Origin of the sequence: Streptomyces calvus (genome assembly GCF_006782915.1) — a bacterium.
Lineage (GTDB): Bacteria > Actinomycetota > Actinomycetes > Streptomycetales > Streptomycetaceae > Streptomyces > Streptomyces calvus.
The window spans coordinates 53,453-66,446 of record NZ_VCNP01000020.1; the positions used below are offsets into that span (position 1 = coordinate 53,453).

Below are 12,994 nucleotides of genomic sequence, written 5' to 3' on the forward strand. Positions count from 1 at the left end.
CGGCCGGTCGGACGCAGAACCGGCCGCGGTCGGCCTCCGAATGACCTGGCATGGGGGAGCCGAGTCGGGCAGTTCGGGAGGGCCGGCCGCGGCCGGGGCCTGGCGGTCGCAGGCTGGTGTCAGACCGCTTCGGCGGTCTCGGGCAGCTCGATGGCGAGCCGTTCGGTGAGCGCCACGACCTCGGCGAGTTCACCGAAGTCGCGCACGGCCGTGTCGACCGTCTTTCGGATACGGGTGTTGAGTCGCTCGGAGCGGACCTTTTTGGCCGCCTTGATGGCCTCGGTGGCGAGGACCGTGCCCTGTTCGGGCTCGCGCTGGAGCAGGTGGACGGTGGCCATGCCGATCAGGTTCAGCGCGTAGGACCGCTGGTGTTCGCCGCCTTCCCGGCCGAAGAGTTCCACGGCCCGGTTCATCAGCGGTTCGGCGAGGGAGGCGTAGGTGGGGCTGCGGCCGGCGACGTAGGCGAGGTCGCGGAAGGAGTGGGCGTTCTCCGCGTACAGCTCGGCCTCGGAGAAGAAGCGGATCCAGTCGGGGTCGGGCTCGTCCCACTCGTCGGCCTCGGCGAAGGTGTCCTCGGCCATCCGGACCGCCCGCTTGCACCGCCCGGGCTGGCCCATGTTGGCGTAGGCGCGGGCCTCCATCGCATACAGCATGGACTGGGTGCGCGGGCCGGCGCAGTCCCGGCTGCCGTACTGGGCGAGGTGGATCAGTTCCAGGGCGTCCTCGGGCCGGCCGAGGTGGATCATCTGCCGGCTCATGCTGGACAGGACGTAGGAGCCGAGCGGCCGGTCACCGGCCTCCTTGGCGGCGTGCAGCGCGAGCACGAAGTACTTCTGCGCGGTGGGCTGGAGCCCGACGTCGTACGACATCCAGCCGGCCAGTTCGGCGAGTTCGGCGGCGACCTTGAACAGCCGCCGGGTCGCGGTCTCGGGCTGGGGTTCCTGGAGCAGGTCGGTCACCTCGTGCAGCTGGCCGACGACCGCTTTGCGGCGCAGGCCGCCGCCGCACTGGGCGTCCCACTGCCGGAACATCACGGTGGTGGTCTCCAGCAGGTCCAGTTCCGGCTTGGAGAGCCGGCCCCGGGCGCGGGCGGAGGAGGACACCGCCTCGGGTTCGGGGCGGGAGTGGGGGGCGGCCGGGGTGGGGACGAGCCAGCGCTGCATGGGCTCGATGAGGGACGGGCCCGCGGAGAGGGCCAGCGAGCTCCCGAGGAAGCCGCGCCGCGCCAGCATCAGGTCGCTGCGCGAGAACTCGCTGAGCAGGGCCACGGTCTGCGGGCCCGTCCAGGGCAGGTCGACGCCGGTCGCGGAGGGTGCCGGGCGGGTGGTGCGCAGGCCCAGGTCCTCGACGGAGACGACGACACCGAAGCGTTCGGAGAAGAGCTCGGAGAGGATCCTGGGGATCGGCTCGCGGGGGTTCTCGCCGTCGAGCCAGCGGCGCACGCGCGAGGTGTCCGTGGAGATGTGGTTGGCGCCCAACTGGCGTGCTCTGCGGTTGACTTGGCGGGCCAGCTCGCCCTTGGACCAGCCGCTGCGGACGAACCAGGAGGAGAGCAGCTCGTTCGGACGTTTCTCCGCGCCCGCAGCGTTCGTCCCGCCACCGCTGTTGCCGCTCACTGGAACGCCCCCATCCCTGAAGACCACTTGTCGCCGAGTGCGCCAAGCCCTATCAGAATGCCGGTTGCCGGGGCCGCCCGTCCGGCGGATGCCACCCTTCGAACGGAAACCCGAGTTGCCCCCGGCATACCCACGAGTGCATGTGCCCCAAGAAGCCGTGCACACAACGTAACCCTACGATCACCCGTCTCACCATGGCGGAATCGCAATCGCCACCATTCGCCACCCCTTCGAATGAACTCAGCGTCGCCAAGGCGCGATTCACTTGACACAGGACAGCCAAAAGTGGATGCAGCGATGCGCGCAGGGGCGCACACCGCCGGACGCACCACCTTGGCGCGTCAAAACGCCGGTTGAGCACGGCGACTCGGGGAAGCTGGAAACAGAGAGTCACATTCCGAGTTCGCTTCGTAACCACCGGTAGGTCGGACCCGTTGGAGGGGGCATGGGCTTCACGATCGGTATCAGCCGGGGCATCCGCGACATCCGGTCCGGCTCGCGCCGCCGGAGCCGCGCGTCGGACGGCACGGCCGTGGCGGAGTACACCGGGCTGTGGGGCTGGGACGTGGTGCCGGGCGTCCGGGCCGCTTCGGGTGCCTGCTCCTGCGGGCGGGCCGACTGCCGCGCCCCGGGCGCGCATCCGCTTCACCTCGCGCCGGTGATCCGCGCCGGGGCGCCGCTGGACGAGGTGACCGGCATCTGGTCCGAGTTCCCCGGGGCCTCGGTGATGCTGCCGGTCGGGCGGGCGTTCGACGTGATCGAGGTCGCCGAAGCGGCCGGGCGCCACGCCCTGGCCCGGCTGGAGCGCATGGGCCTGCCGGTCGGCCCGGTCGCCGCCACACCGGACGGCCGCGCCCAGTTCCTCGTCGCCCCCGGTGCCGCCGCCGCCCTGCCCGAGCTGCTCTACCGCATGGGCTGGGACGACCCCGCCGCCCTGGACCTGCGCGGCCTCGGCCCCGGTACGCACATCACGGCACCGCCGTCCGACCGGGGCGGCCTCGGGCCGGTGCGCTGGCTGCGCTCCCCCGCGCTGGAGTCGGCGTCCCGCCCGCCGGAGGCCCGGCTGCTGCTGGGCACGCTGGCGTACGTGGCGCACCGGTCGGGGGCGTAGCCGCCCGGACACGGCGAAGCGCCCGTCCCCCGACCGACTCGGGGGCGGGCGCTTCCTCGCGTCTGCCGTCAGGCTCGGGGCGCCGGACGTCACTCCCCGATGAGGGCGTCCACGAACGCCTCCGGCTCGAACGGCGCCAGATCGTCCGCGCCCTCGCCGAGCCCGATCAGCTTGACCGGCACGCCCAGCTCGCGCTGGACGGCGATCACGATGCCGCCCTTGGCCGTGCCGTCGAGCTTGGTGAGCACGATGCCGGTGATGTCGACGACCTCGGCGAACACCCGGGCCTGGACGAGACCGTTCTGACCGGTGGTGGCGTCGAGCACGAGCAGCACCTCGTCCAACGGGGCCTGCTTCTCCACGACCCGCTTGACCTTGCCGAGCTCGTCCATGAGGCCGGTCTTGGTGTGCAGCCGGCCGGCGGTGTCGATGAGCACCGCGTCGGCGGCCATCTCCTTGCCCTCCTTGACCGCGTCGAACGCGACGGAGGCCGGGTCGCCGCCCTCGGGACCGCGCACGATGTGGGCGCCGACCCGCTCGCCCCAGGTCTGCAGCTGGTCGGCGGCGGCGGCACGGAAGGTGTCGGCGGCGCCCAGGACGACGGTGTTGCCGTCGGCGACCAGGACACGGGCGAGCTTGCCGGTGGTGGTGGTCTTGCCGGTGCCGTTGACGCCGACGACCATGACGACGCCCGGGCCGCCGGCCGGGTTCTCGGTGTGCACGGTGCGGTCCATCGTGGGGCCGACCAGCGTGATCAGCTCCTCGCGGAGCAGTGCGCGCAGCTCCTCGGGCGTGCGGGTGCCGAGCACCTTCACCCTCTCGCGCAGCCGGTCGACCAGCTCCTGGGTGGGCTGCACGCCGACGTCGGCGGTGAGCAGGGTGTCCTCGATCTCCTCCCAGGTGTCCTCGTCGAGGTGCTCGCGGGACAGCAGGGAGAGCAGGCCCTTGCCCAGGGCGTTCTGCGAACGGGAGAGCCGGGCGCGCAGCCGGACCAGACGGCCGGCGGTGGGCTCCGGGATCTCGATCTCGGGAGCCTCGGCGGCGGGCGGCTCCTCGATGACGACGGGACCCGCGCCCGTCGGAAGATCAACCTCCTCTATGGTGCGCCGCGGTTCCTCCCGCGGCGTCTCGGCCTCTTCGCCGACGTGCGGCTCGGCCGGAGGGGCGGTGATGTCGGGCGCGGCGGGGGGCGGCGGGGGCAGCTGCTTCTTGCGCCGGCTGCCGACGACGAGCCCGCCGAGCGCGCCGAGCACGACCACGGCGATGACTACAGCAAGGATGACGATGTCCATAACGCGTCCAGTATCAGCCATGGGCCCCCGCCCGACCCGAAGCCGACCCACACGGACCGGCCCGTGCCGCACCCCGGCGCCGGGGCCCGGTCCGCACCGGGCCGGCCGGACCGCACGGGCCTGCGTGTGCCGCGCCCGGGCGGCAGGCCGATACGCACCGGGCGGCCGGCGTGTGCCGAACCTCGACGCAGGGACCGGCCACGGACCGGGCCGGCCGCCCTGCGCCGTGTCCCGGCGCCGGACCGCGCGGCCGGCCCGTCCCGGGCACGCCGCCCGTGGCCCCGCGTCCGCCGCCCCGCCCCCGCGACGCACGCCGCCGCCCCGGCTCGGGCGATGCCGGGCCGGGGCGGCGGTGGGTGTACGAGGAGAGGGGCAGCGGGGACTTGAGCCCTTCTCCTCGGGTCTCGGGAGGGCGGGCGGTCAGCCCATCTCCTCCAGCGTCTTGCCCTTCGTCTCCTTCACGAACTTCAGCACGAACGGGATGGAGAGCGCGGCGAAGGCCGTGTAGATCACGTAGGTGACCGACAGGTTCCAATCGGCCAGCGAGGGGAAGCTCGCGGTGATGGCCCAGTTGGCGATCCACTGCGCGGCGGCGGCGACGCCCAGCGCGGCGGCACGGATCCGGTTGGGGAACATCTCGCCGAGCATGACCCAGACGACCACACCCCACGACAGGGCGAAGAAGAGGACGAAGATGTGGGCGGCGACCAGGGCGACCCAGCCCTGGGTGGCGGGCAGCTTGCCGTCGACGAGGTCGAAGGAGAACGCCCAGGCCTCCAGCGCGAGGCCGATCACCATGCCGACCGAGCCGATGATCGCGAGCGGCCTGCGGCCGATGCGGTCGACGAAGATCATCGCGATGACGGTGCCGACGATGTTGATGATCGACGTGGTGAAGGAGTAGAAGAACGAGTCCGTCGGGTCGACGCCGACCGACTGCCACAGCGTCGAGGAGTAGTAGAACGCGACGTTGATGCCGACGAACTGCTGGAACACGGACAGGCCGATGCCGATCCAGACGATCGGCTTGAAGAAGAAGCTGCCGCCGAGCAGGTCCTTGAAGCTGGACTTCTCCTCGCGGTGCATCGCCGACTCGATCTCGCCGACACGGGCGTCGAGGTCGATGCTCCGGCCCTCGACCTCTTCGAGGATCTTCCGGGCGCGCTCGTGCTTGCCGACGGAGATCAGGTAGCGCGGGGACTCGGGGATGGCGAAGGAGAGCAGGCCGTAGAGGACGGCGGGGACGACCATGACGCCGAGCATCAACTGCCAGGCCTCCAGGCCCATCAGCTCGCCGCGCTGGTCGCCGTCGGCGGCGTTCAGGATGCCCCAGTTGACCAGCTGCGACACCGCGATACCGACGACGATCGCGGCCTGCTGGAAGGAGCCGAGCCGGCCGCGGTAGGCGGGCGGGGCGACCTCGGCGATGTAGGCCGGGCCGATCACGGAGGCCATGCCGATGGCGAAGCCGCCGACGACCCGCCAGAAGGCGAGGTCCCACAGCGAGAAGGGCAGCGCGGAGCCGACGGCGCTGACGGTGAACAGGACGGCGGCGATCTGCATGCACCGGATGCGGCCGATGCGGTCGGCTATTCGGCCGGCGGTGGCGGCGCCGATGGCGCAGCCGATCAGGGCGACGGCGATGACCTGCGCGAGCGCGGCCGAGCCGATGTCGTAGCGGTCGCGGATGGCCTCGACGGCGCCGTTGATCACGGAGCTGTCGTAGCCGAAGAGGAAGCCTCCCATGGCGGCTGCCGCCGCGATGAAGACGACGTGCCCGAGATGTTCGGGGTGAGCCGTCCCGGCTCCTGACTGTTGTGCCTGCGCGGTGCTGGTCACGTGTACTCCTCGGGCCACCGGCAACGTCGCCGGGTGGGGGTCAGCCCTTCGAGGTCCAGCTGAAGGTACCTGAAGGTGTAAGCAACGTTTCAGAGACTATGCCTTCAACTATTGAAGTCAATAGGCGCAGTCGTGTGAGATACGAGACGCCCAAGTGAAGGGATTACGTTCAGAACTTGAACAACTTGAGGCTTCAGCGGAGGCGCTGGCTGATGACCTTGGACACGCCGTCGCCCTGCATGGAGACGCCGTACAGCGCGTCGGCGACCTCCATGGTGCGCTTCTGGTGCGTGATCACGATCAGCTGGGAGGCCTCCTGCAGCTCCTGCATGATCCGGATCAGCCGCTGGAGGTTGGTGTCGTCGAGGGCGGCCTCGACCTCGTCCATGACGTAGAACGGGCTGGGCCGCGCCTTGAAGATCGACACGAGCATCGCCACGGCGGTCAGCGACCGCTCGCCGCCGGAGAGCAGCGACAGCCGCTTGACCTTCTTGCCCGGCGGACGCGCCTCGACGTCCACGCCCGTGGTGAGCATGTTGTCGGGGTCGGTCAGCACCAGACGCCCCTCCCCGCCCGGGAAGAGCCGGGAGAACACGCCCTCGAACTCGCGGGCGGTGTCCCGGAAGGCCTCGGTGAAGACCTGCTCGACGCGTTCGTCGACCTCCTTGACGACCTGGAGCAGGTCCGCGCGGGTCTTCTTCAGGTCCTCCAGCTGCTCGCTGAGGAACTGGTGGCGTTCCTCCAGCGCCGCGAACTCCTCCAGGGCGAGCGGGTTCACCTTGCCGAGCTGCTGGTAGGCGCGTTCGGCCGCCTTCAGGCGCTTCTCCTGCTCGGCCCGTACGAAGGGGCGGGGCCGGTTGCGCGGGTGCTCCGGGTCCTCCGGCAGCTGCTCGCCCTCGGCGGGGGGCGAGGGCGGCACGGGCTGGTGCGGGCCGTACTCCGACACCAGCCCGGCCGGTTCGACACCCAGCTCCTCCAGCGCCCTGGTCTCCAGCTGCTCCATCCGCAGCCGTTTCTCGGCGCCGAGTACCTCGCCGCGGTGGACCGAATCCGTCAACTTGTCGAGTTCCGCCTTGAGATCGCGGCCCTCGGTGCGGGCGCGGGCGAGTTCCTGCTCGCGGTGGGCCTTGGCCGCCTCGGCGGCGGCGCGCTCCTCGTCGGCGCGGGCGACGGAGACCTCGATGTGCGCGAGCAGCTGGCGGGCGCCGGACGCGACGGCGCCGGCGACGGCCGCCTCGTGGCGCAGCCGGGCCCGGCGCTGCTCGGCCCGCGCGCGTGCCTCGCGCTCGGCGCGGGCCGCCCGGTCCAGGGAGTCGGCCCGCCCGGCGAGCCCTTTGACCCGTTCCTCGTGCGTACGGAGCTGGAGGCGGGCCTCCATCTCGGTCTGGCGGGCGTTGGCACCGTCGGCGGCGAGCCGGTCGCGCACGGAGGTGTCGGGTTCCTCCTCGAACGGCATCTCCTCCGCGACCGCCAGCCGTTCGGCGAGTTCCTCGACGTCGGTGAGCGCCTTGTCCAGGGCCTCCTGCGCCCGGGCCGCCGCGGCACCGGCCCGCTCGGCCTCCCCGGCCGCGCCGCGCGCCTGCCCGGCGAGCCGGCCGAGCTGCTGCGCGACGGAGGACTTCTCCCGGTCGGCGGCCCGGCGCCGCTCCCCCAGTTCCTCGACGAGCGCGGCGGCTTCCTGGCGCCGTTCCGCCGCCGCCCGCTGCTCCTGCTCCAGCTCCTCGCAGCGGGCGGCCAGTTCCTCGAGTTCGGCGGCGGCCTCGGCCACGGACGCCTGGACCTCCAGCAGGCTCGGGGCGCCGGCGGAACCGCCGTGGGCGAAGTGGGTGCCGAGGAGGTCGCCGTCGGCGGTGACGGCGGTGAGGTGGGGACGGGAGTGGACCAGGTCCACGGCGTCGTCCAGGGTGGCGACGACCACGATGCCGTGCAGGAGTCGGCGTACCGCGGGCAGCAGTTCGGCGGGGCCGTGGACGAGGCGCTCCGCGGGGATCGCCCCGGCGGGCAGCGCGGTGTCCGCGAGGTCACCGGGTTCGGTGCCCGGCGTGGACGCCTCGGCCGCCAGGAGCAGCGCGGCCCGGCCTCCGTCCTGTTTGCGCAGCAGCCGGATCGCCTCGGCCGCCTGGGTGGGGTTGGTGACCGCGACGGCGTCCGCCGCCGCGCCGAAGGCGGCCGCGACCGGGACCTCGTGGCCGGGTGTCACCGTCAGCAGTTCGGCGGCCGGGCCGAGGACTCCGGTGAGGCGGTCGCGGGCGCCGAGCAGTATGCCGGTGCCGTCCTTGCGGCGCAGGCCCAGCGCGAGGGCGTCGTGGCGGGCCTGTGTCGCCGCGCGGCCGCGTTCGGCCGCGGTGGCGGCCTCGCGGGCGGCGGTGAGGTCGGCCTCCGCTGCGGCGAGCCGCTGCCTGGCGGTCTCGTGCCGGGCGGCGAGTTCGGCGTCACCCTCGTCGAGGCCGTCGACCTCGGCCTTGAGCGTCTCGTACTCCTCCTGCGCGGCGACCGCCCGTTCCTGGGCCTCGTCGCGGGCGGCGGCCAGGCGTTCGATCTCGGCCTGTGCGGCGGCGGCCCGCGAACGGGCCGCGCCGACCTGCCCCTTGAGCCGGGCCAGGCCTTCGCGCCGGTCGGCGATGGCCCGTGCGGCGTCCTTCAGGCGCCGTTCCTCCTCGGCGAGTTCGCGTTCCAGCTCGGCGCGGTGCGCGACCGTGTCCTCCAGCGCGCGTTCGGCCGCCTCCAGGGCGGCCTCCAGCTCGGCCTCCTGTTCGCGGATGCGGGCGGCCTCGCGCTCCATGTCCTCGGGGTCGCGGCCGCGCCGCTCCTCGGGCGGCGCGGAGGTCGCGCTCTTCACACGCGCGTCGGCCAGTGACACGGTGCCGCGCACCCGCTCGGCGAGCCGGGACAGCTCGTACCAGGTCTGCTGGGCGTTCTGCAGTCGCGGGGTGAGCCGGCGGACCTCGTCCTCCAGCAGGGCCTCCCGCTGGATGGCCTTCCTCAGCTCGGCCTCGGCCGCCTCCTTGCGCTCCTTGAGGGCGGTCTCGTCGGCGATCTCGGCCTGGAGCGCCTCACGCAGCCGTACGAGGTCGTCGGCGAGGAGGCGCAGCCGGGCGTCGCGCAGGTCGGCCTGGATGACGGCGGCCCGGCGCGCGACCGCGGCCTGCCGGCCCAGGGGCTTGAGCTGCCGCCGCAGCTCGTCGGTCAGGTCCTGCACCCGGGCGAGGTTGGCCTGCATCGCGTCCAGCTTGCGCAGCGCCTTCTCCTTGCGCTTGCGGTGCTTGAGGACGCCGGCGGCCTCCTCGATGAAGGCGCGGCGGCCCATCGGGTCGGCGTGGAGGACGGAGTCGAGCTGGCCCTGTCCGACGATGACGTGCATCTCGCGGCCGATGCCGGAGTCGGAGAGCAGTTCCTGGATGTCGAGCAGGCGGCAGGTGTCGCCGTTGATCTGGTACTCGCTGCCGCCGTTGCGGAACATGATCCGCGTGATGGTGACCTCGGCGTACTCGATGGGGAGGGCGCCGTCGGAGTTGTCGATGGTCAGTGACACCTCGGCGCGGCCCAGCGGTGGGCGGCCGGTGGTGCCGGCGAAGATGACGTCCTCCATCTTGCCGCCGCGCAGCGACTTGGCGCCCTGCTCGCCCATGACCCAGCTGAGCGCGTCCACGACGTTGGACTTGCCCGAGCCGTTCGGACCGACGACGCACGTGATGCCCGGTTCGAACCGGAGCGTGGTCGCCGAGGCGAACGACTTGAAGCCGCGGAGGGTCAGGGCCTTGAGGTGCACGCCGCCGGACTCTACCCGCCGGGCTGGTCCCACTCCATGAACGCACGGTTTCGCGGGTGAACGCGCAGGGCACACCAGACGTTGAAGAAGGTGAAAGGATGTGCGGCACAGGCAGTGCCGGGCGGCGGGGCGCGGGGCACGGACCGGGACGCGGAGGAGAAAGAAAGAAGGGACGCCGGAGGCGTCCCTTGCACTTCTGACTGCTTGGCGGTTGTGACGGGCGGCCCGATCACTGCGGTGCTGTTCGTGGAGCGGTGCAGTGATCAGGTGAGCGCAGGCTCCGCCTGGTGTGCGTCAACGCTCTCCATGATCCTGTCGTGAGAAGCGGCAGCCGTCAGCGCGTCGTTCTCCGCCTGGATCCGCACGAGCTCGGATTCCAGGTCCTGTACGCGCTGCTGGAGCCGTCGCATCTCGGCGAGGAGTCGAGGGTCGGAGCCGCCGACGTAACCGAGAAGCGCCTTTGCCATGATGGATGGTCCTCCACAATGAGTGACCGACCGATGCGGTGTGGGTCGTCGAGGGATTCGCACCCGCGATGCTTGGCAGGCCTGGAGTTGTGCTGCCGTTCAGCCATGCCAAACAGCTAAGGTGCGCGGGGCTTTCAGCGTCTCACCAAAAAGTTTGAGGGTCAACACGATCACGCCCCGTATTGGCGGACAACCGGGCGCGCACGGCCGGACGACGGCGGCGCCGCTTCACTCGCGGGTCCTCGGGGCGTGACGATCATCTTGGCGGCCGGCGCCGCCCGGGGCAAGGGGTGGGCGCCGATCACCAGGACGTTTTCCGCGGGAACGGGCCGTCGCACCGCGCGCCCGGGTGCCCGGAAGCCTTCGCCGGGGCGGGGGTCAGCGGACGGCGAAGCCGTCGTAGCCGCCGCGCGGTGTGTCCCAGATCTCCGTCACTCCGTCCACGCGCCCGGGCGTGTCGCCGCCCTGGAGCCAGTCGAGCAGACCTTCGCAGCGTTCGCGGGCCCCCTCGGCCACCACCTGCACCCGGCCGTCGCCCAAATTGAGAGCAAAACCACTCAGGCCGCCGATCTCCAGCGCCTTGGCCCGCGTGAACCAGCGGAAACCCACACCTTGGACGTGTCCTCGCACCCAGGCGACCAGTCGCACTTCCTCGCTCATGGCTGCAACCTAACCGGCCAATGTCACTGAGGGCACTCCGTCCCCCTGGTGCCATGCGGTACCGTCCCGACCCAAGAATCTCAATGAAACTCACTCGTTCGTGTGAGTTTCGTGATCATCGAGTTTCGGTTGGTCGCGAGGACGAGTCGACCGCAAGGACGAGGAAGGCCAGGACATGGGACGCCACCGACGCTCCGCCGCCGGCCGCGCCGCCACGGGCCGCGCCACGGGGGTCACTCACCACGACGGACCCCTCGACGGCGGCCCCGACCCGCTGAACGGCCCGGACGGCACGGACGGCCCGCCGACGATGGGCATCGCACCGTATCTGAACCCGGAGGCCTACGAGGCCTACGCCCAGACGTACGCGCGGAGCGAGGCGTACCTGTTCGCCACGGACTCCGCCGCGGACGAGGCCGTCGGCCACACCGCGGAGTACGACGTCGCCCGCGGCGCGACCGGCCACGCCGTCGCCGGGGACGGTTTCCAGGACGGCGGCGGCGCGCCCGGCGAGCGCGCCTCCGGTCACCGGCGCCGCAAGAGGAAGGCCGCGCCGGTGCGCACCGGCCTGCTCGGGGTCTCCGCCGCGGTGGCCCTCGGCACGGTCGCGGTGGCCACGGGCGCGGTGCCGGGCCTGGAGAACTACAAGCTCGGCGGCGACAGCTCCACCGGTGACACGGTGCAGGCCGAGGAGGGGGCGAACAACCTCCCCAGCGGGCTGGGCGGCGCGTCCGACAGCCCGGAGGCCCGGGACCGCGGCACCGCCACCGGCGAGGACGGCCGGGACGGGAAGCGCTCGGCGTCGCCGAAGCCGTCCGCGTCGGCCTCCGAGTCGGCGAAGCCGACGAAGACCCCGGAGAAGACACCGGAGAAGAAGACGTCCACGGCGCCTGCGCGGGAGAAGGCGCAGGAGGCGCCGACCCGCAAGGCCGCCCCGACGCCCGAGAAGCAGACGAGCGCCCCGGTGACGGTGTCCGCGGAGGCCGCCGCCGGGGCCGAGGTGCTCAGGCTGGTCAACGCGGAGCGGGCGAAGGTCGGCTGCAGCCCGGTCGCCGCGAACAGCGCGCTGACGGACCTGGCCACGGCGTTCAGCGACGACATGGCCGCGCGGGGCTTCTTCGACCACACCGACCCCGACGGCGACACCCCGTGGGACCGGGCGGAGGCGGCGGGCATAAGCAACCTCGGCGGCGAGAACATAGCCCGCGGCCAGGCCGACGCCGAGGCCGTGATGGAGGCCTGGATGAACAGCCCCGGCCACAAGGCGAACATACTGAACTGCGACTTCACGACGCTGGGCGTGGGCGTCCACATGGGTCCGGGCGGCCCCTGGTGGACCCAGAACTTCGGCTACTAGGGTCTGTCGTTCGGATCAGGTCGGCTGGGAGACGCAGCGCCTCTCAGCCCACCCGAGCGGGGCGAGGTGCGTGCAGCTGCAAGGCGGAGGAGGGCGGCGACGCGGCGCGTCGACAACCGACGACAACGCAGCAGATGTGCGTGCCACGCCCCGCGAAACCGACATGATCCAAACGACAGGCCCTGGCGGCACCGGCGGTACACGGTCGCAGCAGCGAGGACGGCGGGCGGGGAACGTGGTTCCCGGCCCGCCGTCGTCGTGTCTCACGCGGCGAGCGCGGTCCTTCCCCGCAGGAAGACCGCGGCGGTCCGGGCAACCCGGCGGCCCAGGTGCTCCGCCGTGGCGACGTCGGCCTTGTGGACGGCGTCCGGGCCCCCGTCGACGTCGGTCTGGGCGGCGGCGCCGGTGAAGACGCCGAGGCGGTTGAGGTCGTTCTCGGAGGCGGTGCTGCTGTTCCAGCCCGGCAGCAGGCCGAGGCTGACCCAGTGCATGCCGAGCTGCGCGGCGAGGATCTGGAAGAACTGCAGGGTGTGCAGCTTGTCGCCGCTCTTGGAGCCCGAGTTGGTGAAGCCCGCGGCGAGCTTGTCCCGCCACACCTGGCCGGCCCAGCGCTTGGACGTGGCCTCGGCGAAGGCGTGGAAGGCGGCGGAGGCGGTGCCCATGTAGGTCGGGGAGCCGAAGACGACGGCGTCGGAGCGGTCCAGGACCGCCCACTGCTCCTCGGTGATCGTGCCGACGTCGATCAGGTGTACCTCGGCTCCGGCGTCGGCGGCGCCCGCGCGCACGGCCTCGGCGAGGACGGCGGTGTGCCCGAAGCCGGAGTGGAAGGCGATGGAAACGACAGGGGTGGTCACGGTCGATGCTCCTGAGGACGTGGGAGGGT

General features: G+C 72.2%; 9 protein-coding genes. 2 read left to right on the forward strand and 7 right to left on the reverse strand.

Annotated features, from left to right (window positions below; all coding sequences use genetic code 11):
* Positions 1–119: 119 nt before the first annotated feature.
* A complete protein-coding gene (gene nsdA / locus FGW31_RS09300; protein ID WP_142192911.1) occupies positions 120–1,616 on the reverse strand; it encodes a transcriptional repressor NsdA in 1,497 nt (498 codons plus the stop codon).
* Between the two features lie 445 nt (positions 1,617–2,061).
* Here nsdA and FGW31_RS09305 point away from each other — a divergent pair, with 445 nt between their 5' ends.
* Positions 2,062–2,727 (forward strand): bifunctional DNA primase/polymerase, encoded by a 666-nt coding sequence (locus FGW31_RS09305; protein ID WP_142192912.1) that lies wholly within the window; start codon positions 2,062–2,064, stop codon positions 2,725–2,727.
* An 89-nt stretch (positions 2,728–2,816) separates the two neighbouring features.
* Here FGW31_RS09305 and ftsY read toward each other — a convergent pair whose 3' ends face one another.
* From ftsY to FGW31_RS09330, 5 genes are all read right to left on the reverse strand, one after another.
* Complete coding sequence (gene ftsY, locus FGW31_RS09310; RefSeq protein ID WP_142192913.1) at positions 2,817–4,019, reverse strand: signal recognition particle-docking protein FtsY; 1,203 nt, start codon at positions 4,017–4,019, stop codon at positions 2,817–2,819.
* Positions 4,020–4,439: 420 nt separating this feature from the next.
* Positions 4,440–5,858 (reverse strand): sugar porter family MFS transporter, encoded by a 1,419-nt coding sequence (locus FGW31_RS09315; RefSeq protein WP_142192914.1) that lies wholly within the window; start codon positions 5,856–5,858, stop codon positions 4,440–4,442.
* Positions 5,859–6,051: 193 nt separating this feature from the next.
* A complete protein-coding gene (gene smc, locus FGW31_RS09320) occupies positions 6,052–9,627 on the reverse strand; it encodes a chromosome segregation protein SMC (protein ID WP_142192915.1) in 3,576 nt (1,191 codons plus the stop codon).
* Positions 9,628–9,890: 263 nt separating this feature from the next.
* Positions 9,891–10,094 carry a hypothetical protein gene (locus FGW31_RS09325; RefSeq protein ID WP_142192916.1) on the reverse strand — a complete coding sequence of 68 codons (204 nt, stop codon included), beginning with the start codon at positions 10,092–10,094 and terminating at the stop codon, positions 9,891–9,893.
* Between the two features lie 378 nt (positions 10,095–10,472).
* Positions 10,473–10,754, reverse strand: coding sequence for an acylphosphatase (locus FGW31_RS09330; RefSeq protein WP_142192917.1), 282 nt, complete (start codon positions 10,752–10,754; stop codon positions 10,473–10,475).
* A gap of 175 nt (positions 10,755–10,929) precedes the next feature.
* On the opposite strand from FGW31_RS09330, the gene FGW31_RS09335 reads away from it, so the two are divergent.
* Complete coding sequence (locus tag FGW31_RS09335) at positions 10,930–12,111, forward strand: CAP domain-containing protein (protein ID WP_142192918.1); 1,182 nt, start codon at positions 10,930–10,932, stop codon at positions 12,109–12,111.
* A gap of 263 nt (positions 12,112–12,374) precedes the next feature.
* Here FGW31_RS09335 and FGW31_RS09345 read toward each other — a convergent pair whose 3' ends face one another.
* A complete protein-coding gene (locus FGW31_RS09345) occupies positions 12,375–12,965 on the reverse strand; it encodes a flavodoxin family protein (protein ID WP_142192919.1) in 591 nt (196 codons plus the stop codon).
* Between the last annotated feature and the right edge of the window lie 29 nt (positions 12,966–12,994).